The organism is Nostoc sp. 106C (genome assembly GCF_002154725.1).
Classification (GTDB): domain Bacteria; phylum Cyanobacteriota; class Cyanobacteriia; order Cyanobacteriales; family Nostocaceae; genus Aulosira.
Genome location: NZ_MTAW01000235.1, coordinates 16,803 through 41,640, shown reverse-complemented (window position 1 = coordinate 41,640; position 24,838 = coordinate 16,803). Strand labels below are relative to the sequence as shown.

21 protein-coding genes are annotated in these 24,838 nt (G+C 40.2%); 7 read left to right on the top strand and 14 right to left on the bottom strand.

What is annotated here, in order from left to right; translation table 11 throughout:
• Positions 1–698: 698 nt before the first annotated feature.
• Complete coding sequence (locus BV375_RS34160; RefSeq protein WP_086768866.1) at positions 699–1,742, bottom strand: M42 family peptidase; 1,044 nt, start codon at positions 1,740–1,742, stop codon at positions 699–701.
• Positions 1,743–1,812: 70 nt separating this feature from the next.
• Here BV375_RS34160 and BV375_RS34155 point away from each other — a divergent pair, with 70 nt between their 5' ends.
• Entirely contained in the window at positions 1,813–2,589 is a 777-nt protein-coding gene (locus tag BV375_RS34155) for a class II aldolase/adducin family protein (RefSeq protein WP_086768864.1), read from the top strand.
• On the opposite strand, the gene BV375_RS34150 is transcribed toward BV375_RS34155, so the two are convergent.
• The 5 genes from BV375_RS34150 to BV375_RS34130 form a co-directional block, all read right to left on the bottom strand.
• Positions 2,531–3,589 carry an SGNH/GDSL hydrolase family protein gene (locus BV375_RS34150; RefSeq protein WP_086768862.1) on the bottom strand — a complete coding sequence of 353 codons (1,059 nt, stop codon included), beginning with the start codon at positions 3,587–3,589 and terminating at the stop codon, positions 2,531–2,533. The genes BV375_RS34155 and BV375_RS34150 overlap by 59 nt on opposite strands.
• Before the next feature lie 392 nt (positions 3,590–3,981).
• Positions 3,982–5,397 (bottom strand): S-layer homology domain-containing protein, encoded by a 1,416-nt coding sequence (locus BV375_RS34145; protein WP_086768860.1) that lies wholly within the window; start codon positions 5,395–5,397, stop codon positions 3,982–3,984.
• A 109-nt stretch (positions 5,398–5,506) separates the two neighbouring features.
• A complete protein-coding gene (locus tag BV375_RS34140; RefSeq protein WP_243714141.1) occupies positions 5,507–6,394 on the bottom strand; it encodes an LPS biosynthesis glycosyltransferase in 888 nt (295 codons plus the stop codon).
• A 96-nt stretch (positions 6,395–6,490) separates the two neighbouring features.
• The gene (gene hpsE, locus BV375_RS34135; protein WP_086768858.1) at positions 6,491–7,492 is read right to left on the bottom strand and encodes a hormogonium polysaccharide biosynthesis glycosyltransferase HpsE; all 1,002 of its coding nucleotides are present in this window, start codon (positions 7,490–7,492) and stop codon (positions 6,491–6,493) included.
• 123 nt (positions 7,493–7,615) lie between these two features.
• Positions 7,616–9,157 carry a hypothetical protein gene (locus BV375_RS34130; RefSeq protein ID WP_086768856.1) on the bottom strand — a complete coding sequence of 514 codons (1,542 nt, stop codon included), beginning with the start codon at positions 9,155–9,157 and terminating at the stop codon, positions 7,616–7,618.
• 127 nt (positions 9,158–9,284) lie between these two features.
• Here BV375_RS34130 and BV375_RS34125 point away from each other — a divergent pair, with 127 nt between their 5' ends.
• The gene (locus tag BV375_RS34125) at positions 9,285–10,490 is read left to right on the top strand and encodes a histidine kinase (protein WP_208099236.1); all 1,206 of its coding nucleotides are present in this window, start codon (positions 9,285–9,287) and stop codon (positions 10,488–10,490) included.
• Positions 10,491–10,573: 83 nt separating this feature from the next.
• Here BV375_RS34125 and BV375_RS34120 read toward each other — a convergent pair whose 3' ends face one another.
• Positions 10,574–11,596 (bottom strand): PleD family two-component system response regulator, encoded by a 1,023-nt coding sequence (locus BV375_RS34120; RefSeq protein WP_086768852.1) that lies wholly within the window; start codon positions 11,594–11,596, stop codon positions 10,574–10,576.
• A gap of 1,482 nt (positions 11,597–13,078) precedes the next feature.
• On the opposite strand from BV375_RS34120, the gene BV375_RS34115 reads away from it, so the two are divergent.
• Complete coding sequence (locus BV375_RS34115) at positions 13,079–13,339, top strand: chlororespiratory reduction protein 7 (protein WP_086768850.1); 261 nt, start codon at positions 13,079–13,081, stop codon at positions 13,337–13,339.
• Positions 13,340–13,398: 59 nt separating this feature from the next.
• Here the strand turns inward: BV375_RS34115 and BV375_RS34110 are convergent, their stop codons facing one another.
• Positions 13,399–13,947 carry a DUF2854 domain-containing protein gene (locus BV375_RS34110; protein WP_086768848.1) on the bottom strand — a complete coding sequence of 183 codons (549 nt, stop codon included), beginning with the start codon at positions 13,945–13,947 and terminating at the stop codon, positions 13,399–13,401.
• Between the two features lie 225 nt (positions 13,948–14,172).
• Between BV375_RS34110 and BV375_RS34105 the strand changes: the two genes are divergently transcribed.
• Complete coding sequence (locus tag BV375_RS34105; RefSeq protein ID WP_086686403.1) at positions 14,173–14,355, top strand: hypothetical protein; 183 nt, start codon at positions 14,173–14,175, stop codon at positions 14,353–14,355.
• A gap of 143 nt (positions 14,356–14,498) precedes the next feature.
• Here the strand turns inward: BV375_RS34105 and BV375_RS34100 are convergent, their stop codons facing one another.
• Together BV375_RS34100 and ppk1 are read right to left on the bottom strand one after the other, a co-directional pair.
• On the bottom strand, positions 14,499–14,921 hold the full coding sequence (locus BV375_RS34100; RefSeq protein WP_086768846.1) for a response regulator transcription factor: 423 nt from the start codon (positions 14,919–14,921) through the stop codon (positions 14,499–14,501).
• A gap of 157 nt (positions 14,922–15,078) precedes the next feature.
• Positions 15,079–17,289 carry a polyphosphate kinase 1 gene (gene ppk1 / locus BV375_RS34095; RefSeq protein ID WP_086768845.1) on the bottom strand — a complete coding sequence of 737 codons (2,211 nt, stop codon included), beginning with the start codon at positions 17,287–17,289 and terminating at the stop codon, positions 15,079–15,081.
• A 319-nt stretch (positions 17,290–17,608) separates the two neighbouring features.
• Here ppk1 and BV375_RS34090 point away from each other — a divergent pair, with 319 nt between their 5' ends.
• Both BV375_RS34090 and BV375_RS34085 read left to right on the top strand, forming a co-directional pair.
• Positions 17,609–19,015 carry an ATP-binding protein gene (locus BV375_RS34090; protein ID WP_086768843.1) on the top strand — a complete coding sequence of 469 codons (1,407 nt, stop codon included), beginning with the start codon at positions 17,609–17,611 and terminating at the stop codon, positions 19,013–19,015.
• Positions 19,016–19,618: 603 nt separating this feature from the next.
• Positions 19,619–20,437 (top strand): hypothetical protein, encoded by an 819-nt coding sequence (locus BV375_RS34085; protein WP_086768841.1) that lies wholly within the window; start codon positions 19,619–19,621, stop codon positions 20,435–20,437.
• A 58-nt stretch (positions 20,438–20,495) separates the two neighbouring features.
• On the opposite strand, the gene BV375_RS34080 is transcribed toward BV375_RS34085, so the two are convergent.
• Together BV375_RS34080 and BV375_RS34075 are read right to left on the bottom strand one after the other, a co-directional pair.
• Positions 20,496–21,632 carry a tetratricopeptide repeat protein gene (locus BV375_RS34080; protein WP_086768839.1) on the bottom strand — a complete coding sequence of 379 codons (1,137 nt, stop codon included), beginning with the start codon at positions 21,630–21,632 and terminating at the stop codon, positions 20,496–20,498.
• 104 nt (positions 21,633–21,736) lie between these two features.
• Positions 21,737–22,363 (bottom strand): RNA polymerase subunit sigma-70, encoded by a 627-nt coding sequence (locus BV375_RS34075; protein WP_086768837.1) that lies wholly within the window; start codon positions 22,361–22,363, stop codon positions 21,737–21,739.
• A 198-nt stretch (positions 22,364–22,561) separates the two neighbouring features.
• Between BV375_RS34075 and BV375_RS34070 the strand changes: the two genes are divergently transcribed.
• Positions 22,562–23,158, top strand: coding sequence for a glyoxalase-like domain protein (locus BV375_RS34070; protein ID WP_086768835.1), 597 nt, complete (start codon positions 22,562–22,564; stop codon positions 23,156–23,158).
• Between the two features lie 280 nt (positions 23,159–23,438).
• Here BV375_RS34070 and BV375_RS34065 read toward each other — a convergent pair whose 3' ends face one another.
• Together BV375_RS34065 and BV375_RS34060 are read right to left on the bottom strand one after the other, a co-directional pair.
• Positions 23,439–23,918 (bottom strand): hypothetical protein, encoded by a 480-nt coding sequence (locus BV375_RS34065; protein ID WP_086768833.1) that lies wholly within the window; start codon positions 23,916–23,918, stop codon positions 23,439–23,441.
• 44 nt (positions 23,919–23,962) lie between these two features.
• Positions 23,963–24,658 (bottom strand): hypothetical protein, encoded by a 696-nt coding sequence (locus BV375_RS34060; protein WP_086768831.1) that lies wholly within the window; start codon positions 24,656–24,658, stop codon positions 23,963–23,965.
• Between the last annotated feature and the right edge of the window lie 180 nt (positions 24,659–24,838).

The window sequence follows — 24,838 nt, the reverse complement described above, 5'->3', positions numbered from 1 at the left end:
TCTTAATTCCGTGTTAACGATTTGTATCTTTGATGAAACAAAAAAATAGTAGGGCTAACGTATCTCAACTCTAGAGGTTGTATAAAATAAGGCTTGTAGGTTATTTAAGCGTAAATGCTTAGAGCCTAGAATCCTTTAGGAAAACAAGTTTTACAACTAAATGCGTTAGCCCTACTGTAAACTGACGTACTCACTATAAATTTATGCCTTCTACCAACCCTTTTTTACTATGGGAAAAAATCATAAAAAATCAGGTATTTCGCCTAACAAGACAATTTAGTTAAGTTAATAAACTTAATATCGGTATGAAAATCAATTTTAATGGCAAAATTAGCATAGGTTTATCACCTAGATGCCTCCTTTTTAACTAGTGGATTCTAAAACTAACTTAATGAAAAACTTTCAATAGGCTAAAATGCATAGATTGCAATAAGAAATATGGCAAGGGTAGAAATGAAAAGTTAATTGAATATGCAGCAATACACAAAATATCTCGTAATTAACGATAGTTGTGTAGTAATAACGAGTAATTCTTTAGTAGAGAAGCGATCGCCGTTTACACTCACAATCTGAATCTAAAAATTATCCAGTGAGTAAAAAGGAATTATTTTAATACTAGAAAATTTAGATTATAAACGCCTAAAAAACGCCATAAATTGGAATTATGTCCATCTTATAGCTTAATTCTTGACTGTGAGTCACTCAAACTCAGTTTGACAAAAAGCTGTTAACAACTCTATACAGTTAACGATCGCCCCTAGATGCGCAATTTCATAGCCATGTGTATTTTCTGTAGGAAATGCCAAACAAGCAGCACGACCTACATGACCAAATTTCATCGCAATTGAGGCATCGCTACCAAACTGACTCAAGATTGTGAGTTGCACTGGGATATCTCTCTGTTTGGCACAGTGGCGTAGTTGGCCATTTAGGGTTTCATCATACATTCCATATGCATCTTGAGAAAGGATGACAGGGCTTTTACCATCCTCAATGGGATATTCGCTTGATAGCGGACAAACTTCCAAAGCAATCAATGCATCCAATAGCTGATTTTGGGTGAAAAATAGTGCACCAATTGCGCCAACTTCTTCTTTTGCTGACGCCACCAAATAAACATTGACTGCTGGCTGTTTCAGTTGTTGAGCCAGCGCTAGGAGAATTGCCACAGAAGCTTTGTTATCTAAAGTGTAACTAGCAATATGATCCTTTAATCTAACTGGGCGCTTGCGATGCTTGCCAATCACCATTCTCGTTCCGGGTCGAATACCAGCAGATTCAAGTTCGGCAGTGGTAAGTTTTGTTTCAATCCAGGCATTTTCCCACTTCACAGTAGAATCTTCCTGTTGGACTTTTTGAGGTGATTCATGAGAAACATGACGGGAACCAAAGCTGAGAATACCACTAATAGTTTCGTTATCGCCCAATAAATCTACAACACCTTCACCGTAAACCCACGGGTAAGAACCACCAAGCTTACGAACTTCTACACGACCTTTATCGCCAATAGTTTTGACAATTGCACCAATCTCGTCTTTATGAGCAGTAATAGCGATCGCTCTGTCGGGATTTTTACCAGAAATTTTTGCAATCACATTATCAGCGCGATCGCTCCAAACTTCCACACCCAAATCTGCAAATTGCTGGAGCAAAAATTGGTTAATTTCAGTTTCTACACCGCTAGGAGAATGGTGCATCACTAATTCTTCAATAATTTTAAATAACTGCTCGTAATCCCACATAGATATATGATTTTAAGTTAACAATTAAGTATAAAAATTTTTTCTGACAATCACACACATTCAGGGCAATATGCAAGCTATATCCACAACAAAGCCAAACTTTTTTCAGCAACCAACCTTTGCTTCGTTGAAAGAAGAACGTCTGCATCGTAAGCAACGCCTAGCAGCAGCATTCCGACTATTCGCGCGATTCGGATTTGATGAAGGTATTGCAGGTCATATTACTGTACGCGACCCAGAACACTCAGAGCAGTTCTGGGTCAATCCATTGGGAAAACACTTCGGTTTAATTCGAGTCAGTGACCTAATTTTAATAAATCATCAAGGAGAAGTAATTGAAGGCGATCGCCCAGTAAACACAGCAGCTTTTGCCATTCATTCCCAAATTCATGCAACTCGTCCCGACGTAGTAGCAGCAGCCCATGCCCATTCTATCTATGGCAAAAGCTGGTCTAGCCTTGGTCGTCTTCTTGACCCCTTGACTCAAGACGCCTGTGCTTTTTATCAAGACCATAGCCTCTTTGATGACTATACAGGCGTGGTTTTAGAACTAGCAGAAGGTAAGCGGATTGCCCAAACATTAGGCAGTAATAAAGCCATGATTCTCAAGAATCATGGCTTACTGACAGTTGGTCATTCAGTTGATGAAGCTGCTTGGTGGTTTATCGCTATGGAGCGTTCTTGTCAAGCCCAGTTACTTGCTGAGGCCGCTGGTAAACCTAGCTTGATCAAACCAGAATCTGCTAGTGTGGCACATCAGCAAGTAGGAGGACATGATTTAGGTTGGTTTAGTTTTCAACCTTTATACGAGTTGATTGTCCACCAGGAACCTGACCTGCTGTCGTAAGTAGTGTCTGTTTGCGTTTACGCTTTAGTACTGCTGCTGCACCCCAAGCGCCTATTGCCAATGTTCCCAATGCTGTTGAAGGTTCGGGGACTGACTTAGCCTTAATCGCGGAGAATGCTGCATCTGCTAGTAGCTGATGAGCACGCGTTGTGGGATGGATAGGGTCCCAATATAAATACTCGTCTGGGTTAGTACAAATTGTTTGAGCAACTGTATTTAGACAAGGTTCAACAGAATTCGTGAACCCTAACTTTGTTGGATCGCTGAACAAAGAATTGACATCAACAGAGATAATGTCTAAACCCAAACTAGGGTCTTGGTCTAACTTTTTTAACAGTTGTGACAATCCGTCATTATGTAATTTGGTTAAATTGTTGAAACCGTCAGATTGACCTAAACTCCGAACCAGTGGAGTATTGCCCAGATTTGGCAAATTGGGCACCAAAACATTTTTAACCCCCAGGCTGGCAAGGGTTCTCAGCGAATCTGAGATATTTTTTAAGGATGTGTCAGGGTTAGTAAAAGGTATAAAATCTTTAGATTGGGTAGGCAGATAATCATTGGCCCCTGCCCACAGTATATAGAGTCCATTTTGATCGGCAGACTGAGAAGTTGAATTTAGCAGAGTTTGAAATGCCCCAATCTCCTGTGGTAACCCAGGTAATAACGACGAGATTGTATTTGCCGATGTGGTAGTAGCTCCGCCAAAGGCAAAGTTAATCCCATTTTGAGGAACTACACCCTTGGCAACATCAGTATACAGAGTAGGAGAACTATCTAATTGCAGCTTCTGTGCCAGCTCATTTATCCAGATAGGGCCATTGGAAAAATGTCCATTGGAGTAAGGAAAAGGCGGAAATCCGACTAAGTTATATACATTACCGTCATCGGAAAGACTATCGCCAAATACATAAAGTCCACTAAACTGTGCAGCTGAAGCTTTCAGCGGCAACATGAAAGAGAAGAGAACAAATCCTGCCGCGACAAATTGTTTTTTCATGATTATCTGACCCTAGTATTATTTGATGCTTATTAACCTAAAAGGCTTTAAGAGAATAAATATACTTACTGATTTTCTTTTAGTCTGTTGCAAAAAAAGTATATTTTCTTAAATTCTCCAAATTTTTTGCGTGTTTATAATGAGCTAATAGGAAAATATTTATCAATAAAATATTAAGCTGAAATCACTGTTAATGCATAGATTTACTGAAATTTTATATACAAGCCACAGTTTTATTATAAAGAAATTACAGAGGTGGCTTTCAAAAATTCGTAAGTTGAAATACTTACCTTACTGCTAACTACAGATCAATAAGGTTAAGATAGCTGCATCCTGTAAGCGATCGCTACCTTTAACAAAAATCTTTCAAATGTGGGTTAACCACCCCAGAATTAGGTTTGTGGACGCTTTAACTTTAAAGCATCAACAGCCGATATTCCCTCACCCTGAGTTCCGAAGTACCACAAAGCTGCTGCCGCCTCAGCGCGAGTAACTGGTTTTTTGGGTTGAAAAAGTGTTGTATAACCAAATACCCTGCGGATATTAGATTGTTCACCATTTTGGTAATCAGCTAACACTGCTCTTAAAGCTTTGGGGTCAATTTTACCTGCATCTTGGAAACCCCAGGTTTGTTTTACAGCATCTAAGTTAGCTGCGGGTAAGGCTTGGCGAGTATCCAAAGGTAATTTCCACAGTACCAACTGCTCCCGCGTTAGAGGAGCATCAGGGCGGAATAAAACTGCTGTAGTATCGCCAGACAACGAACTGGGAATTAATCCCGCTTCAGCTAATCCTTGAATTTCTGGAAAATCAGGATCTTTTGCCGACACATCACTAAAAGCAGGTTGAGCAGTTTCGGAAGCTAGGCGAATCTGCTTCGCTGGATTGTTAACATTCATTGCATTGTTAGCAGCCACTAGCCAACGGGCGTATTCTCGACGAGTTATGGTTTTACTTGGTGTGAATTGATTAGTTGTACTATTCGAGTTGCTCTTAGTTACTTGAGATTCCGTAGATAAAACACCTAATGTTGCTAAGTCTTGGATGTGTTGTCGCAGTTCTTGAGGTGCTTTGTTCAAATCGTTAAATTCTTGAGAAGCCACTGTAGGTGTAGCGGCTGATGGACTTTCAGATGTAGTTCCTGGCTGTGTTGCTACGTTTTGAGGTAGTAGAGGACCTATAAATTCAGAATCGCCTGGTTGGGGAACCTCGTTAGTAGTTTGAGCGTTAGTAGTTTCTCTCGGATTGGTAGTTGGCGTAGGTTGTGCCGTTGTAGTGCTAGAAGGTGAGTACTCAATTAGTAATTGAGTGGCTGTTTGTGGTTGATTGGGTGTTGGGTTGGTGACTGATTGAGCTTGAACAGAAACCTTTACCAGCAGATCATTGCGCTGCGCCTCAAAAACACCTCCCACATCATCTGTTGGTTTTTGCAAAATCTGCCAATTATTCGCTTGCAACTGGTTACGGTAAAAATCGGCAATAAAATTGCTAGGGTCAGAACTTAGCCAACGAGTGGAGACTCTGTTTTCTGTACCACTAGTTGGTGTAACTTCTTCTAGTTTGGCATTAGGATATAACGGAATATCTTGGGGAAAATCAGCTGGCAATTTAACTGTGGATTGGTTTTGCTGTGCTTGCAGTTGGTTATCTTTAGCTTCTCCAAACACAACTGGGTTAGTTTGCAACTGAGGATCAGCCGCCACAGACTGCTCAAGGTTTTTGGCGACGGGACTATTAGCACAGGCTGTTAACGAAGAGAGTAAAACAGCCAAACTCAGAAATACAGCTGGGTTTTTACAGGGCAGCACAGGAAATTATCAAATCTAGTGTCAATTCCTACCCTAGCGCAGACTGTCAACTGAAGTTAAAGCCTCAAGTAAGAAGTTTCAAAGATAATAATCTTTGAGACTTGACTATTTACACATTCAAGGTCAACTGTCTGAGAACTGCAAAACTGAGTAGTCTTATAGGAGAGCTAGAACCCTGGAGCACTTTTACTCGCAGAAAGCGTCCAGTTAGCAAACGGGTAATTCCCTTAATACGTGCCCAGAACCTTACTGACAGTAACCTCAAGTTACCATCATTTTTACCAACAGCATACAAGGGTATAAAAGCAAGCTTACCGTGGAGAACATCAGCACGGTGAGTTTTACTTAACTTGTTTTGGTAATGCTCTGGATTAGGTAAACCTCCATGTTCACCATAATTGCGCCAAGGAATGTAATTCTTCAGTTTTTTTTGGCGGAGAAAGGAATCAATGGTGGAATCCCAAGTTGAATAGTTAGTCACACCCACATTTGTTCGGATTTCCTCTGCCAGTTCTAGTAAATAACAGGCACTTTGAGGATTCACAATATAGGCAACGGCTGAAGTGGAAAACCCTTCAGCATAACCATCAGATGAAACGTAGTATAGTTGCGGTGCACAAGTGTATAGCCAGCTAATCCCAACATCATTTTGATTAGGATTGAAAGGTAGAGGTAGCTCACCAAAATCAACTACTGGCACAAAGTCTGCTTCAATAATTATCGTTGGTTGGGCTGCTTGCATCGCTCTTTGCCAAGCTCTGCAATGATTCATTAGGCAAAGATAACTCCGGGAAAAATTTTGATATTCTGGTTTGGCTTCCTGCCTGAGAACTTCAACATCAAACCCTTCACTAGTTAATAATGCTTCAAGTTCTTGAGTTGATTCTTTATAAGCAATAATCAAGACTCTGCTAATACAATCAACTAGCTGAGTTCTAGTAAGTCCATCTTTAGAACAAGTCTCAATAGCCTTAATTTCCCTAGAATCTAGTTGCATAAATTAATGAAATTTTTAGAATAATTTTTATAAAATCTTTGATTTCAAATAAACCAAAATTTCAGCCTTGGCAAGACCTTATCAAATATATGAGTTTTAACTCTTGTTTAATTTTAATAAAGCTCTTTTCCAAATATAAAAAGGGCTGAAAAAAGCTCCAATTAAAAGTTCCATTTCACAGGCTGCTACAATATCGGTTCTGAGAACCATACGATATTTAAGCAAATGCATAACTATTTTTCGGATATCATTAGCCATGTAAGCCAGAGAAACAAACGGCTGTTGCCAAATTTGCAAGTCTAACATCCGAGTGTAATGACGGCTCAGACCTATACTACGCATCAATTTTAACAAATACCCTTTTTCTAAACGCTGTTTAGGAATGCGGTGATAAATTTCCATTTCGGCGTTGTGCCAAATTTCCCAGCCAGCTTTTTTAATGTGAGTTAAAGCTTCTATATCTTCAGCAGTTACTAAGGAACCATTAACTCGACCCTGAAAAAATAGATTTTGTGGAACATTTTCAATCCATGCTTGTTTGCGAACTACTAATCCTGCACCTGCGGGCAGGACTTTTTTATAGTACAAGCTGTTTTCAGGGGCAGTATAGCAAATTGTTTTGCTACTACCGCCAATAGCTAAAAACAAGCTGATTCTATCAAAATTATTTGGGGGAGTAACTTCATAGTCACCGTGAATTCTTCCACCGTAAGCCCCAGCTTGAGGATGATTTTTTCCAAAATTATAGGCAGATGCAATCCAATTACGCGTAGGTAAATTATCATCATCTAGAAACCCAACAAATGTACCTTGAGCTTCTTGAATAGCACGCTCTCTAGCAAAGCTTAATCCTTGCTTATATTCCAAGAAATACTTAATTGGGTACGTTGCGGGCCAATCTGCTTGATATTCTTGAACTATTTTTGCTGTATTATCTTTACTATTATTATCAATAATAATAATTTCCCAATTTATCGGCTCTGCATCAATTGCTAATTGGGTAGTATATGCACAGCATTCTTTTAGTTTATCTAAAACATCCGGTAAACGTTTTTCTCCATTAAATGTACATATAGCCACACTAAAATCAATCATCATTTTAATGATAAAAAATTAGAAAAGTTTATATCTTTTCCTAAAATGGTAGTGATTGATGATATGAATGTCACCAGCAGAAACACTGAATAGGTATTGGCGAGCACGGAAATATGAGAGTAACGATCAAGAATTTATAGACGTTTCTAAGTCTTTAATTTGTGGTTCGGGAAACTGAGTTAAAACTCGCCAAAGAATCGTGTAGCTACCATCAGAACGGCGACGCACTGGTCGAAAGGCAAGCAGGATATCACTGCTGCGCAACTGTTGTATTTGCCCTAGAGATTGGCGTTCTTGTGGGGAAAGTGCTCTACCGCTCAAAATCATATCTGGTAGTTGAAATTGTAGCGATCGCACTAAATACGTATGATTTAATTCAGCTTTAGCATCAGCTAAAATGACTTGATTTAAATTCCAATTTTGGTCTTTGCCAGTCAGAAACCGCCGCCGCTCTACTTGTAATTCATTTAATTGTTTGGGAGGCTGGTAGTTGAGAAAAAATTCTCGTGTTGACCGTGCTACAGCTTGTAGCTTCGGCTCTAAGTTGTTTAGAGGAACATCCCCCAAATCTACCATGAAACTGTAATCTACACCTTGATAGCCAAGCCCAAAGCGTAGACCGCAGGACTTGCCGCAGGAGGCATCGCCAACCAGCTGAAGTGCTAGACTGGGAGTAAATCCACCTTTAGGATTATCCAATAAAGGAAAAGGATAGCGTCCGCTGACATCTATTACCAATCGATTCTGGAGCGTATTCAGCGGACGCTGGTAAGCCAAGTTAGGTAACACACGGAAAATGCCAGTATGAGGCAATTTCAGAAAGTTAGCGTAAGTTTGCGGTTCTTGGGGATCAATGTCGTAGGTAAATCGGTCTAGTATCGCAGTAGTTTCCTGAGGATTTGTAAATTGATTTTTTAAGGGGAATTCTACCTGTGCTGCGCTCAAGAATTTCTTGGCAGATGCAAGCGTAGTGAGCGCTTCTGGAGGTGCTGTGATCGCGGGTTGTATGGGTGATACATAATCAGCTATGGCTGTTTTCGCAGTCCTACCAATAATTGGTGGTGAGGGTGAAACTACGTTTGGTTCTTGTGCCGAAAAGGGTGTCGCTAGCTTGTCGAGTTGAGGATGCTGTATCGGTGCAATAGCCAACGCCGGATCTGATTGTCGCTCGCCAGTTACAAGGGGTAGACTTCGGACTAAAGCCAGCTCCCCCCGCCGAGATAACAAACGATCCAATATTGGAGAAAGTTTTAATAATTCTTGGTTAGAAGTATACAAAGAGCAGTAAATTTTTATTTGTGACCCAGTTAATTGCTCGGCTAAAGGGAAATTCTCAGTTAAATCCACTCCTGAGGTACATAAAGTTTTGGGACTTTTGCTTTGACGGTTCAGGAAAGCGTCTACAGACTTCGTCTGGACAGTTAATTGCCCTAGAACGGATCGCATCTGATTAGCATCGGGTGTGATCAGAGCTTGCTCAATGCGGGCAATCAGATTGATCTGTTGCTGTACCAGATGGCTGGCTGTAGTATAAAAGCTTTCATTGGCTGGTTCTGCCGCCAGATTTTGATTTGGAGAGGATGTGAACTGACGATCAAGAATTTGCATCTTACCTGGAACAGAAGCAAAGCTAAAAGGAAGCAAAAGGCTGAAAAAGATGTATCTCATATGAAAAACGCAGGACTGATAGGTGTAGAAAAATCTAAAATAGATATTAAATTTAAAAGAAAGAACGACCACCGACAAGCGTCAGTCCATCTTAAACTTTCTGTCAAGCGCGACCGGGTTGTTACCAGTGCTGAAACACGATTACATGCCAGTTTCCCAAGATCAGCCGATCTCTTCTGATGCTCCGCTCCAGCTATTGCTGTTTGTCGATGGACGTCCCAAGTCCCGACAACAAGTACAGCGAATACGTGCTTACTTGAAAGAATTGCAGACTGGATATCACTTTGAACTTCAAATTATTGATGTCGGGCAACAACCCTATATGGCGGAACACTTTAAATTAGTGGCGACGCCAGCTTTAATCAAAATCCACCCGGAACCCAGGCAAATCATTGCGGGGAGTAATATCATCGGTCAACTAAAAAACTGGTGGCCCCGTTGGCAAGCCTCTGTAGATGCCTATTTAAAGCTACAAGAAGACTTACAAGAACGTCTAGACGAAAATGGTCGGGTGGTATCACCCAAATCTACAATTAGTTCAGTTGCTGTTTCCGCCGAACTTATCCGCCTCTCGGACGAAATTTTTCGCTTAAAACAGGAACAAGAGAAACTCCAAGAGCAGTTGCAATTTAAAGACAGGGTGATCGCTGTGCTGGCCCACGACCTCCGCAATCCTTTGACTGCTGCCGCGATCGCTATAGAAACTCTCCAATCTAACTACAACATAGATACAGGCCAATTCCAGCGCCTCAAACCAGCAATGACGGCGCATTTATTAAAACAAGCCCGTACTCAAACGAAGACAATTGACCGTATGATTACTGATCTTTTGCAGGTAGGTAGGGGCAATGATACTGAGCTACCAATCGTACCGCAAAAAATGGAAATCGGCAAACTCTGTCTAGATGTAGTCGAAGAATTGCGCGATCGCTACACCGCTAAATCTCAACAGATAGAAACAGATGTCCCTCAGGACTTACCCTATGTGTATGCCGATCCAGAACGCATACACCAAGTACTGGTTAATCTGTTGGACAATGCAATTAAATATACGCCTGCTGGTGGCAAGATTAGTCTTGCCGGACTACACCGCACTACTCAAAAAGTTCAGATTAGTATTGGTGACACTGGTCCAGGAATTCCTTACGAAAACCGCGATCGGATCTTTGAAAATCATTTCCGCCTACAACGGGATGAAGCTACAGAAGGGTACGGCATTGGTCTTTGTCTATGTCAACGGATAATTCGGGCGCACTATGGTCAAATCTGGGTTGACTCTGTTCCTAATGCTGGAGCATGGTTCCACTTCACACTGCCAGTTTACCCTTCTTAGTCACCGCATTTTTTACCTGAAAACCGATTATTAAAATTGTAATTTTTAGATTTTGATTTATTGGCTAGTTCAATATTTATTAATTATTTGAGGATAATGCGATCGCGCCCCTCCGCCTTTGCTTGGTAAAGTGCCTTATCTGCGGTCACAATCAAATCTGAGGGTGATGATTCCCAAGTAGGAACTATAGTTGCCACACCCATACTCAGGGTGACATATTGGCTCACCTGTGACCCATCATGAATAATTTTTAAATCTCTGACTCCAGCTTGCATAGCAGCAGCAACGTGAACTGCACCAAATGCATGAGTATTGGGCATAATTACAGCAAATTCTTCGCCACCATAACGTGCTACTAAATCTTGATTTTTTTGTGCCGTATGATTTAAGATAGCACCCACTTTTTGTAAGCAAAGATCTCCCGCAGGGTGACCATATTTATCATTATAAAATTTAAAAAAGTCGATATCACACAAAATCAGTGACAGAGGTAATTCTTCTTGTGCTAAATTAATCCACTGAGTATTCAGGTAATCATCAAAGCGGCGACGATTAGCTAACCCTGTTAAGCCATCAACGTTGGCGATATGCTGCAAAGCTTGGTTTGCCGCCTCTAACTGTTTGTAGACTTGTGCTTGTTGCAATAACCGTCGCAAACGCTGGCGTAAAACTGCCCAGTGAATTGGTTTGGTTATGTAATCCATTGCCCCCGCTTCAAAAGCACGGTTGACGGACTCTTCATCGTCCAAGCATGTGATCATCAATATAGGAGTGCGCTCCCATAGTTTAGAAATAACAGTATTACCTAAAGCAGAGTCAGTGTCAAAACTTGCAAGTGCTGACATCAAATTATTTCTAGCAATTTTGAGTAATTGCTTACAGCATGTAAAGCCATCCATCACGGGCATTACCGCATCTAGCAACACTATATCCGGTTTAATAGTATCGTAAGCATCTAAACATTGCTGACCATCATTGACCTCGACCACTCGATAGCCTTCTTGTTCCATAGCTTTACGCAACAGCACTCGCATGGTCTTGTCATCATCAGCCACCAAAATCAGTGGCGGTTGTTTGGAAAGAGAAAATGGACTTATGCCTGACATGAGTTGCGTTCCACAGAAAATGAGAGTATCGGTAAGGGCGAACGTGAGAAAACTTGCCCCCTTAACCAAATCACCTGTAAGTAAAAGTTTTTTGCCTTAGTCACAATCCTACTGAACAAGCAATTTGATAGAAGATACTTAGGCAACACATGTGTTTTATGTACAATGATTGCCCAGTTTGTACTGGATTTCTCGAGGCAAGCAAAGATCTGCTTGCTGATGAATCGATTTTTTGTGCAGTGTAAATATTACGATTGAACAATTTGTTTAGGCGGAAAGCTTTGAGAGTAGCTTGAAAAAAACTTCTCCTCCCAAGCAATAGGGCTGATAGCTCTCTGTTTAATGCCAACAGTCGCCGTAAAAGGCTATCCAGCAGTTGAAAAATAAAATGCTCAATTATTCTTAGCCAAGCAAACGGTAGATGACTAGGTTGCATAGACAGTTTATTTGAAACACAAAGGCAATTTTTACCTTCTTGTCTAGTTAAGGAACATGGTCACAAAGGTGTTATCTACGTTGAATGTGAATTAAGTCTTGAAACCCTTGTAATTTCGTTGATAGACACAAAACCATGATTTTGGGCTAGTTGAGAAACCCTTATGGGGTAAAAGACCTTTCTCATTCACATCAGGCGTATTATTTATATTTCCCTACTGCTAAAGTCGAATTGTCATTTCCGGGAAAACTTCAAATATTAACCTTGCTTTTTTTGTTAGACGGTGATTTTTAACACTAAAGATAGGTGATGTAATAGCTAAAATGTGCTAGATAAATATCTAGCTATAAATCCCATAATCGCTTAGTTTCAACCCCTTTATTACCATAGGCAAGCTTTTCAGAGTTGTAAGCTCATGACATTGGCTAAAGGAATAGTAAATAGTAATACTTGGTTTTTAAGTAACTCTTAAGTTAATAAGTTAAGTGAAAACGCTGAGAATAAAACTGAGCTACTGATCTATCTCCCCTCACAAGCTTTAAAGAAAACTCTGCTTGTGTCCAGATGGTATTGGAAAAAGACAAAATAAAAGTTATTTGTTTAGCTGTTCGGGGTTTTAGTAGAAGTAGCAATGGTTCTAAACCTTCCTTGGCTCTTTAATGAAGTAGCCTCGTTTCATCGCTCGCCTTGCGATCGCATAATCTAGGTGACAAGCTTGAAAATACACCCTGGGATTATCGGTTTAGATTTTTTGCTGTATTCCGCCTGGGTATGCTCACTATCTTGACAATAAAGTAGAAAGATTATAAAAGTTTTATAATTGGTTGTGTACTAAGTAGGTATCAGCATAAATTGCCAAACACAATTGGCTTTTATGAAAATTCATAAATTTGATAGCTACAATAATATTAGAAATTTAAAATTTTCAACCAAAAAAACTTAGATTAATAAAGAATTTTTCTTAGTAATTGTAAAATTATTTCATATTAAGAACGCCTTTCTTCAAAAGCCAGTAAAATCTTGACAAGAATCTATAAATAACCTCAATGCCCGATCCCTTAATGTATGCAGAGGACTACTTTGTTGTCCTAGAAACAAACCAACCGGAACAATTTCTCACTGTCTCGGAGTTATTAGAAAAGCTCAAATTAGTTCTGCAAAATTTAAGTTTTGGCGATTTACCGCCAGATGTTCAAAAAATTGAGGCTGTACAAGATCGAGCTAAGTATTTAATTGATACGAGTTGCGAATTAGATCTAGGGCCTGGAAAATATTTACAGTGGTACGCAGTCCGCTTAGAAAAGTGAATTTTTCAGTCAAGAGTTATTAGTATTTGAGCTAATAACTCTTGAATATTGACTAATACCTATTTTTGATTAGTAATCAATGCTAATTCAATTTTATTTTCACCAGGCTGTGTGATTTGGACTTCTACTCCAGGCCCGAAATAGCTAGTCATTTTTTCCTGCTTTTGCTGCCAAACATCAATTGGAATCAAGGGTGAATCAAATTCTAAAATTAAAGCGTAAGCTCCATTAATTTCTTTTTCTCGTAATCCTGTAATGATTGGTCTTTCTTCATCCGTCGGACTTAGACCGAGAAAAGAAAGTGCCCTATCAAAATGGGCATCTTGACCATAGCAAAATCGGGTGATGTCTTTACGAATTTTATTTTGGGTAACAGTTGCCTGTTGTTCGCGCAATCTCAAAACTGCGGGTGTAGTAGTTTGGCTAAAAGGTATAGGTTTGAGTTCATTAGCTTTCAGCGCTAATCCTCCTAGCAAGAGAGGAAATCCGTAAAAAAATCCGGCAAGATTGAGTGTGGCATTATCAGCGGCGTAGGCTATAAAGCCGACAATGGTTAAGATACCGCCGACTGTTAAACCGAGTGTTCCCAAAGAAATTTGGCGTAGCATGAGCTGAGGTTACTATAAATTCTTAAAACCTTAATTTTACTATCATCTGATATGAGTAACATATAAGGGAAGAGTCTTAGCTAAAGTAAAGCTAATCAGTAAGTGTAGCGTTGGCAAAACCGGAATTTATTTTGCAAGCGACCTAGAGTTAACCAGTAAATTCTCGCCCTAGCCTTTTTTTGCGTTAATTTTAAACTTGAAGATAGTTAAGGACTGCAAAAAACAATGGATATACAGACTATAAAAGAACGAATTGCCGCAGTTGAGAGCAAACGCCAATACCTACTGAGTTTATTAGAACAACCCAATCTAGGAACTTTGAGAATTGACGTGAATCAGGCTTTGGAAGAATTAGATGATTTAGTAGACGAATTTAGACGCACTATTCCGGAGACAGGAAGTAACTAAGCCTATCTAAGCGTTACCAAAGAGCAAAATTGCGTCGGTACACCGTTAATTATCCGGTCTACCGACGCTTTTAAGGCTTAAAATGTCCCTAAGTCCCCAGAATTTAACTGTACCTGGGTTCACCGACCAATTTTGCTGCATCATTAATCTGGTAACTCAGTTAAGTCATCTCCTGCACGGTTTCCTAACTGTCTAACCAAAGCAATGAGTTCGGTTGTCGGTACATCCTTTCTGCAAAAATCATCAAAGCTAGGCATGGTTTTAGTCTGGAGCAAACTTGCATCTTCTACTGAAGAGTAAGCAAGGATTTGAGTATTAGGAGAGATAGCCTTAATATGACCAGATGCACTCCAACCATCCATGACTGGCATCTGCAAATCTAGAACAATCACATCAGGATGGTAACGCTTAACCATTTCTATAGCTTCTTGACCATTCTTGGCTAAACCGACTACTTGAATATTTTCTTGGCAAGAAAAAGCTAATTGTAGAGTTAAGCGGGTTAGTTCGTGATCGTCAACCACTAGAACACGTAAGGTAGAAGACTTACAGGACAACATTAACATTTATTAGGAAAAGACTAAATAGAATAACCTTTATAGTTTATGGGAACAAGTGCCAGGAATTACTCTATCCTATGGTTGAATAATCTAGTTTCTAGCAAGGGCAAATAATTGAGATTTTGTGAGGAAAAATTAAAGTTTTCTAAAAGAATACATTGAGCTAGTTGTCAAGATAGAAAGAATTCTTTTTTGAATCAATGAGAGTTGAGGCAATACTAGTTGAGCGTAGTGCCATATTGATGAGACTTTTTTGTGAGTTAGCTTCTGGAGCATGATCGCATGGATGCCGTTGGATGTAGCTGCCATTGGCTTGCAACTCCCAAGCTTGCCGATTGTCTGCCAGCATAATTCCCAGGATTTCTTGCAAGTCTTTGGCAATATCTAGATCTTTTATAGGAGTAATTACTTCAACTCGGCGATCTAAGTTGCGACGCATCCAATCAGCGCTGCCAATATAGATTTCCTCTTGAGCATTGTTATAAAAATAAAAAATGCGGGAGTGTTCCAAAAATCGTCCAACTATGCTGATGATACGAATATTGTCACTAATATCTTTCAGTCCTGGGCGCAAACAGCAAACACCTCGGACAATTATGTCAATTTGGACTCCGGCACGAGATGCTTCATATAAAGTGGCAATAATTTGCGGATCGACAAGGGAATTCATTTTGGCAACAATTCGCCCGGTAAATCCATTTTTAGCATTTTCGATTTCACGATTAATTAGTGCCAAAAAGCGATCGCGCATATTTACAGGGGCAACTAGTACTTCTCGATAAGACTTTTGCCGCGAGTAACCTGTTAAAAAATTAAACAAATCGGTGATGTCAGCACCGATTTCTTCTTGACAGGTAAATAATCCTAAATCTGTATAAAGTCGTGCCGTTTTCTGGTTATAGTTGCCAGTACCAATATGCACGTAGCGACGCATCCGGTCTTTTTCTCGGCGCACAACCATGATAGTTTTACAATGAGTTTTCAGCCCGACTAAACCATAGACAACGTGAACGCCAACTCTCTCTAAACGCCTTGCCCAGTAAATATTGTTCTCCTCATCAAACCGCGCTTTCAATTCTACTAATACAGACACCTGCTTACCATTTTCGGCAGCAGCAATTAAGGCATTGACGATAGGCGAGTCACCAGAAGTCCGGTAAAGAGTCATCTTGATGGCTAGCACATTCGGATCGTGGGCAGCATGAGTAATAAAGCGCACCACTGTTGTGGAAAATGATTGATAAGGATGGTGTACTAGTAAATCCTTTTCCCGAATGACCGCAAAAAAGTCTTTTCCTTCGTCTACCTCTGGTATATCGGAACTGACACTGGGTTCTCGCAACCATTGCAAGCGCGAAGGTACTACAGATTGTCGTGGTGGATCTTTGAATTCTGGTAGCGGTAACGCTATAAAATACATCAAATCTCGCAGTCCCAAAAGCCCATCTACTTCGTAAACATCACTTTCGGTTAATTCCAAATCTTGTAACAAACGCGATCGCACTCCTTCGGGAGTTTGAGATTGAATTTCTAACCGTACGGGAGTTCCACCAATGCGACGTTTTCGTAATTCTTGTTCGATCGCCAACAGCAGATCGTCGGCTTCATCCTCTTCTAATGCCAAATCAGCGTCACGAGTAATCCGGAAGGGATGATACTCCTGAATATTCATTCCCGGAAATAAAGAATCTAAATTATGCGCGATCGCCTGTTCCAAAGGTACACCAGTCCAGTGAGCAGGTTGACCGTTATGGTGAATTCCTAACTCTGGCGGTAAAGGTAAAAATCGCGGTAAGACTTTTGGTACTTTAACTCTGGCAAAAAACTCTTCCTCAGTTTCTGGGTTTTTGACCACTACTGCCAAATTTAAACTGAGATTGGAAATGTAGGGAAAAGGATGGCTAGGGTCAACAGCCAGGGGAGTCAGAACGGGAAAAATCTGTTCTTCAAAGTAATTATCTAGATAATTCCGCTGTTTTTCTGACAAATCTATATAATCCAGAATGTGTATCCGATGATTTGCCAGCAGGGGTCGGAGTACTCGCTCAAAATGTTGATGCTGTTTGGTCACCTGGGGACTCAAGGTAAACCTAATATCGTCTAGCTGTTGTTGTGGTGTGCGACCATCAGGGCTTAACTGGCTGACTTTTGCCTCTACTTGTTGCTTTAAACCTGCAACCCGTACCATGAAGAACTCATCTAAATTTGAGGTGAAGATAGCCAAAAATTTCAGTCTTTCCAAGAGTGGCGTTCGCTGATCGCAGGCTTCATGTAACACCCTGCTATTAAACTCCAACCAGCTTAATTCTCGGTTGATGTAGTATTGTGGATCGCTCAGATTGATGGGAGTAGCGCTCTTCTTGGATTTTGCCATAATCACCTTAGGGCGGATAGTTGCAGCCCATTCAACAGTCGAATAATAAACATAGTAAATGAAATAGTGTATTGGGCGCGAAGCAGCTTGTTATCTGGCAGCGCTTTTATATATAGAAAATCGCAATAGTGTTAACAATATCTAACGTTCGCTAGTGCTTTATGTGATTAATTTTGAGAGGAGAATAAGTTTCTAGACAGGACTTTAGTCCTAAATTTTTACACATTAAAGTACTTACCCTGCGGGTTCGTTAGTCGCTCATGAGGGAAACCCTCAAGACCGCGCTAACTCACTACAAACCTATTAACAAATAAGATCTATGTTTCAAGTTACTCGCCGCCGTCTCGCTCTTTGGTACACTGCCGTAACGGCCGTATTACTATTATTATTTGCGAGTGGAGTATATTTATATGTCCGTAGTACGCTGGTTGAGCGGATTGACGATACCCTCAATCATGTGGTGGAAGTAGTAGAGCGATCGCTGGTAATTGAGCCTGTCAACACTGGTAGTGAGACATTACGCATTAATGTAGAAGCTAGTTTTCGCGACAATGCTGACACCGTAGAAGACGATCACATTGATTTGGAATGGTTTAGTGCCACTGGTGAATTACTGTGGTCAACTCTCTCCACACCTCTCAATATCCCCATTCATGCCAATCGTACTGGTGAAACTGTACGTGTAGCACAAGAGGGATGGGGAAAATCAGCAGTATTATTACGCCAAGTAACACAACGGGTAGAAGTAGGACGGCAAGTCTTAGGCTATTTGCGTGTTAGCCATCCCTGGTTTGAAGTTACCAAACCTAGTCGTCAATTAATTTTTGATTTGGCGCTGGGTACTGGATTGATGGTGCTTTCTGTAGGCGCAAGCGGTTGGTTCCTTTCTGGTAAAGCAATGGAACCAGTAGGCGATTCGTACCAACGCCTCAAACAATTTACTGCTGATGCTTCTCACGAACTCAGAAATCCGATTACTTTGATTCAAACTAATGTGCAAGTTGCTCTTGCTGATTTAGAGTTAGCAGAGGTAGAAGTTACTACTTCTTTACACTATCGCCAACAGTTAAAATTAGTTGAACGACTCACCCAACGTTTAGGTAGATTAGTCAATGATTTACTGTTTCTCGCCAGGCAAGATAGTGGAATAAGTAAAGATAACTTTTCATCTTGTCCAATGGACGCTTTGCTGATGGAAGTGCTGGAAGAACAGCAATTGTTAGCGACTGAAAAGACAATTACCCTTGCTTTAGACTTAGTAGATCCTCCCGTTGCGGAAACTAGCCCGGAATTGCTTGACAATTGGTTCACACTTGTAGGCAACTGGGATCAGCTGGTGCGACTTTTCACTAATTTGATTGCTAACGCTTTGCAGTACACTCCATCTCAAGGACGGGTAACTGTCGAGTTGGCGCGTCTAGAGGGTAGCGATCGCATTTCTGGACTACGCTACAGTAGCGCTCAATTACAAGTTAAGGTAAGCGACACAGGGATTGGCATTCCAGGGGATGCACTACCACGCTTGTTTGACCGCTTTTATCGGGTAGATCCAGCACGTACCCATAACAATGGGAATACAGCTACAGATATTTCTACTGGTTCAGGATTGGGGCTGGCGATCGCTCAAGCTATTGTCGAACATCACCAAGGTCAGATTCAAGTTGAAAGCAGCCTGGGCAAAGGTACTACTTTTACAATTACTTTACCAGTAACTCTTGAGTCTTAATTCTGTCCTCGATATTTGTTTCCTGTGACAGATGAATATAAACAAGTTTATTGAATAACTTAGATAGCAAAACTTACAGTCTTGATCTATCTATTAATAGCTAACAGTAGAAAGGTTCTGGTAATTTTAAGATTAATAGCAATAGCTTAAACTCCACCTTGACAATATAAAATAATTATCTAAATCCTGATTTTGCCAGCAAGTTGAGCAGATATTGAACCTCTATTCCTAATTAGAATTAAAGATAGCTTATCTAAGCTTAATATTATTTCAAAAAAGTAATAATTTTCATTTTTTCCCTTTAGCAAAAGAAAATAAAGTAGTCAGCAATACTTATTTTTAACTATTGGATTATAACTAATGATTTATATTAATCATACTTAGGAAGTATACCATTGCTTTAGCTTGCATAAATTTTCAAACCTATAGTTAGATCCAAAAACTTCAGCTAATAGATAAATTAATATCATCTAAATAATAGTCATAAAAAGCCGAATAAATTCAATGGCAGAGGGTAATTTTTGACAAATTTATTACCTGAAATATTTTGCTGATTTAGAAAATTTCCAAAAAGCTAAGCTGAGATTTTTCCAGGAGTCAACAATGAAGAGCAATTATCCAAAGTTTCGTAAGTCGGCTGAGTTAGTGGCTGCTATCTGTGGCGGTTTACTGATGAGTTTTCCAGCATTTGCTCAAACACCAGTAACACAGCAGCCTAGTTCTGCTAACGCTAAAGTCAATCCCTGCCCGAGTATTTTCTACGAACCTCAACATACTAATCGTGTATTGGTTCCTCAAGGATGTCCACCCAATGCTCTAACTCAAAGAATGCAATCCCAAGGGATGCTTCCTTCTAGTTCCGTTCCGGCTACGCCATCGGCAGATCAAACAAGAATGGGTGTAGGTGGAGAAACACCTTCAACTACTACTAACTCAACTAACTCAGGAGTTAACCCCAATCCTGGCATTTTAAATGAACGTCCCTACAATCGCTCCCAGCAACCTTCACAGACTGATAGTTCAACTACCTACACAACGCCTCAGCAGGTTCCTACACAACAAAATTCTGTAACTGAACCGTCATTACAACAACAGGGACAAACCCCAGTTACTACAGTGGCACTCGCAAATGGCAATGTTAATGTCAGGCTAGTGAATGATACTGGAGCTAATGTAACTTACCAAGTCATTGGCGATACTGACCAGCGATCGCTAAGCGGCAAGTCTGATGTAGTATTACAGGGTTTACGTGCGCCAGTAACAGTGACATTTCAACGAGAAGATGGCGGATTGCTGTCAGTGACTCCACAGCCTTCTTCAGAAACAGGATTATTGGAAGTTAGATTAAAGGAAACCACAAACCTAGCCCAAGATAAAAAAGCCATGAGAATTCAATCTAATGGCTCAGTGTATTTGAATTAGATAAGAATCAAAAATCCTCAGGATAGGTGGGCATTGCCTACCCTACGAAAGATTGCCTTTAACGTTTGGGCAATTTAATCAGCTTATCAACTAAGAATACTTCCTGTTTGCTGTCTTCTAGAGCTTTTGCTAACACAAGTGCTCGTTCGTAAAAGTTACGGGCAGTTAGATAATTATTTAACTGCTCGTACAAATTACCGTAAGTCATAAAAGATTTAAATTCTTCCCGCAGATTTTGCAATTCTCTAGCAGTTACTAAGCGTTGTTCTAATAAGTCAAAAGCTCGCTCATAACGTCCTACAGAACTGTGCGCCATAACTAAACCATCAATCGCGCGTAAATAGTTAGTGCGATCGCCTGTGGTTTTGGCTATCCGCATAGCTGCTCCATAGGTGCCAATTGTATCGGGATAATTTCCCACTGCTAGGTAAGCGTCGCCTAAGTTGTTTAGGGTATTGGTTTCACCAAGAATATCGCCAACTTGACGGCGGAAAGATAAAGCACTTTCATACAATTTAATTGCTTTATTGTAATTGCCTAACCTGGCGTTTACTAACCCTAAATTACTTAAAGACAGTCCTTCACCTGCACTATTTTGGACATTCTGAGCGATTGTCAGTGCTTCTTCAACGGTTTTACCAGCTGGAGTAAATTCTCCTTTTTGCAGCAGCACAGTACTAATATTATTCAGTGCGAAAATCTGAGCCTGAAAATCTTTAGTGTCGCGCGCGATCGCTAAGCGTCGCCGCAACGCATCTTCCCCATCCTGAAAACGATTGAGCTCGATGTAGGCTTTAGCTAGCAAATCATAAGTCATCCCTTGGGCTTTGTAGTCACCAAGGGCGTGATAAATTTCCAGTGCTTGCAAGCAAGAGTCAATTGTTTTCTCAGCATAACCGGAGATTTGTTGTTGCTCACCGATACGCAGTAAGCTGTCTGCTTGATCTCTTGATTCTCGCAACGAGGAATTATTTAATGGGCGGTGCAATTGTTGCGTAATGTCAGCAGCATTGGCCGTTAGCGGGCTAAAAAAAACAGCCAACATTAAAAAGCAAGAAGTCAAAAATTGGAATTTACCATTTGGGCGCGAGGCTAGAATAGCAAAATCCAAAATCTCCAACCCATAGCGTCCAGATCTGAGGGTGGGATTGAAATCCAGAATGCTACCCTCTGGTAAGAAATACCGTTGTTTCATAAAACTTACCCGGGAAATTTCGCTTTTAAGTACAAAGTCTAAGAAGGAGTGTTAAATTTCCAAAATAGAGGTAGAAAATATACGCGTTTATACTTAAGTCGTGATTAAGCTAAATCTTCACCCAAGTAAATGGCGCGAATATCTCCAGGTAATTTAGCCTCTAACATACGATATCCTTCTTGAAGAAAATTGGCTACTTCAAGCGGCGTAATATTTTCTCCTTCGGCTTGGAGATAGGCAGCAATTCGAGTTTCGCTCCAGCGGAAAGTTTGAGCCATTAAGACCACAAACCGCAAAATCGGTGATAGCTGTTCTAAAGCCTGTTCAACGTAGCACCATAAAGCAGGCGAAGTTGCCTTGAGAGAATAATGAATTGCTTCTGTTGGTGGTAGTTCAATCTCATTAATGCAGAAGGCTGTGATATTAATCAGCCAATTTTGCAGGGTTAAGGACTCTTGATCTGGTTGGGAACTTTTGCTTAAATCTAGTCCACCAAGTTCATAATAGATATGTCGCCAAGTGAGGGCAAACAAATAATCTGCTTGTACAGGCGATCGCGCCGAATGGCGAATCAAGGTGTACACTATCGGGCTATAGCGACAAAATATCGCTGTAAAGTACTTTCCGGTATCCGGAGAGCGCTGAAAAGAAGTTAGCAGTTCTTGGTCACTTTGATGAAACAGTGACTTGACTAGCGGGTGGTTAGCTTCAGGAAAGTGGGGTATTTGCACAAGCCTTGGAGTTGATAGTTGTTAAAATATGTGTGGGATGTTAGTCTCCCATTTAAGCGCACAATATCTTCATGTTTGTCTGTTTTGCTTCAGACTTCAGACCACTAGAGTTATTGATACACTATAAACAAAGACTTAATTTTAGTCTTAATCGACAATAATAAAAGCGGCTCCCTTATACAATAATTTGACTTGTTCATGGTTATAGCAGCTAGTGTGATACCCTTCCTACTTAGTCCTTTGACTTTAGGCTCTTTTTTACCTTCTTTGCCCCTGGATAGCCTGTTCTCTACTCAAGGCATTATGGTGTTGCTACTGGCGGCTTATGCTGGTGCGATGTGGATGTTCCTCACCAGTGCCCCAAAAGTACATACCGTAATGGTGTCGGATATGGAGATTGCGCGACAGTTGTATGAAGGGTTGCTAGATTTACCTGCGGCTGAAGTGCCTTTGCACTACTACTACAACTACGAACAAACCATAGGCGCAACAGGCATAGATCCACTTTATATGTCCACAGGCCCTAGTTTCTCTGGCAGAATGATGAATAATGCTAGCGATGGTTTGTGGTATCAGCTTAAGAAAAATACCCAATTACACGTAATTACTGGCGCTAGTTTGGGGACAAAAAATCAGCAACGCCATGTTTGTTTTGACCGTGACTGCCTCGAAATGATTCTAATGCGAGTCGAAACACGCGGTTTGAAGTTTAAGATTCGGAATCAGAAGCCCCTAAATTTTTTAGTGAAAGATTATGAAGGGCGAATTATTGAAATGGCTGAAGTTGCCAATTAACGATTATTTGAGGGTGCGTTCAGTAAATCGATAACGCGCCCTCTTCATTTTTGATAGATTTCCCCCGATCAAGTAATATCAAGTTTGGTTAATTACTGACTGATTCATCATTGCCAGTGGAACTTAGACGGAAACTGGCTTCCCCCAGGGTAGCAATATCTAAATCTTGTCCTCTCAAACACGCTACACGAATGACTTCGCTGAACGCTAAGGTTTCACCTACGTAATGACAAGTAATTAGCAGACTTCATATAAATTAATTTTCAGCACCGGAGGAAAATTACCGAAATTCCTCTAGATTGTTTCCTTGAATCTCTACCAATTTCTTTAAAAGTTCTGCGGCTAAATCCCGAAGTTCCATTTCCTCAGATTCATTACTGATATTTCTGTTAATTTCTTCGACTGTAAACCTACTTGCTAAAAAATTCTTTATAGCAAAAATGCGCTCTTCTTCTGGGAAACTTAGGTATTTTTCTAGCTTTTCGGCAATTTCTAGGATTGGTTTGTTTGCTAGCTGCTTACGTACTCTTACCGCAAGCCAGTCATCACTTTTGAGAAACTCTATAACTGAGTCTACAAAACTTTGGTGTTCTTCTTCTGCCCACTTTTCCCACCAGTCTTCATCCACATCTTCAACATAGATGTTTACACAGTCAAGCCCATAAGTCATCCAATTTCTTTGTAATTCTCTGGCTGCTTCTAAATGTTCTAAAAATTTTTCTAATCTTTGTTGAGCTTCAACTGAACTGTGTTTCCCCATAATTATGTAGTTTGGTTAAGACAGTGAAGGAAAATGACCTGAAACTATAAACTAAATTTTAAATAAACGCCCGTTTTCAAATGATCGCTGTTATACAGTGATATATTCACTACTTGATTAACAAAATCCGTAATGTGGGGATTGTAACTTAAGAATAAACCTCTATCTATGCCCCAGCGTTGCAAAGTATTTTCCCAATTATCAGACTTTTCTTGAGAAAATTCATCAGAGAGGCTAGTGATCTGAATGCATAGTGGCTCTTTGTGCCTACTACTAACAATTATATCAGTTGCCATTGAGAAGTCTGCGATATAGCACTGCCAAAAAGTCCCTTCACGATGGACGATATCACTAGCAATCAATTGCAGAACATGAGTATCAGCCGGATTAAACTCTCCAGCCATTAATTTTTGTTTCCATATAGAAAACTTTGGATCAGGTTGATTTATCCATTTGGGAAATAAATACCTATACCAATAATATTCCGTTGGCGTCATACGGTCATAATACTGTTGCTGCTCCTCTGGTGATGCTAGGGCTTGAATATCCAGCCAAATTAAAGCATCTTTAATTAACTGTTGCAAAAAAAAGAGTACAAATTTTTTAGCCGTTAAAGAACCAGGCTTAACATCTTTAACCCAGCGATTGATCTCTTCTAATCTTTTCGCCAAACTAGGATCTATTACAGATGCTTCCTCAATAAGCAATTTTAACTGTTTTTTAATATCTTTTGCTTGCAAATAATGCTAAACCTCAAAACTGGAGTGAGTCGCAGGAATTTTAAGATTATTTTATAGCATTCTCAAGCCAGAACTTGTAAAAACGCAAAAGCAACGTCTTTCAGCTTTTACCTTGTTGTCAGTGTTAGTAATAGAAGATGGAAAATAGGACTTGCCCAAGTCATAAAAATAGTGCGTTAG

Bases quoted from the DNA above. Each gene is read 5' to 3' on its own strand.
- BV375_RS34100 (WP_086768846.1), bottom strand. From the start codon at position 14,921: ATGTTAATGTTGTCCTGTAAGTCTTCTACCTTACGTGTTCTAGTGGTT.
- BV375_RS34085 (WP_086768841.1), top strand. From the start codon at position 19,619: ATGAAGAGCAATTATCCAAAGTTTCGTAAGTCGGCTGAGTTAGTGGCT.
- BV375_RS34115 (WP_086768850.1), top strand. From the start codon at position 13,079: ATGCCCGATCCCTTAATGTATGCAGAGGACTACTTTGTTGTCCTAGAA.
- BV375_RS34155 (WP_086768864.1), top strand. From the start codon at position 1,813: ATGCAAGCTATATCCACAACAAAGCCAAACTTTTTTCAGCAACCAACC.
- hpsE (WP_086768858.1), bottom strand. From the start codon at position 7,492: ATGATGATTGATTTTAGTGTGGCTATATGTACATTTAATGGAGAAAAA.
- BV375_RS34065 (WP_086768833.1), bottom strand. From the start codon at position 23,918: ATGGGGAAACACAGTTCAGTTGAAGCTCAACAAAGATTAGAAAAATTT.
- BV375_RS34110 (WP_086768848.1), bottom strand. From the start codon at position 13,947: ATGCTACGCCAAATTTCTTTGGGAACACTCGGTTTAACAGTCGGCGGT.
- BV375_RS34105 (WP_086686403.1), top strand. From the start codon at position 14,173: ATGGATATACAGACTATAAAAGAACGAATTGCCGCAGTTGAGAGCAAA.
- BV375_RS34160 (WP_086768866.1), bottom strand. From the start codon at position 1,742: ATGTGGGATTACGAGCAGTTATTTAAAATTATTGAAGAATTAGTGATG.
- BV375_RS34130 (WP_086768856.1), bottom strand. From the start codon at position 9,157: ATGAGATACATCTTTTTCAGCCTTTTGCTTCCTTTTAGCTTTGCTTCT.
- BV375_RS34120 (WP_086768852.1), bottom strand. From the start codon at position 11,596: ATGTCAGGCATAAGTCCATTTTCTCTTTCCAAACAACCGCCACTGATT.
- BV375_RS34080 (WP_086768839.1), bottom strand. From the start codon at position 21,632: ATGAAACAACGGTATTTCTTACCAGAGGGTAGCATTCTGGATTTCAAT.
- BV375_RS34150 (WP_086768862.1), bottom strand. From the start codon at position 3,589: ATGAAAAAACAATTTGTCGCGGCAGGATTTGTTCTCTTCTCTTTCATG.
- BV375_RS34140 (WP_243714141.1), bottom strand. From the start codon at position 6,394: ATGCAACTAGATTCTAGGGAAATTAAGGCTATTGAGACTTGTTCTAAA.
- BV375_RS34090 (WP_086768843.1), top strand. From the start codon at position 17,609: ATGTTTCAAGTTACTCGCCGCCGTCTCGCTCTTTGGTACACTGCCGTA.
- BV375_RS34070 (WP_086768835.1), top strand. From the start codon at position 22,562: ATGGTTATAGCAGCTAGTGTGATACCCTTCCTACTTAGTCCTTTGACT.
- ppk1 (WP_086768845.1), bottom strand. From the start codon at position 17,289: ATGGCAAAATCCAAGAAGAGCGCTACTCCCATCAATCTGAGCGATCCA.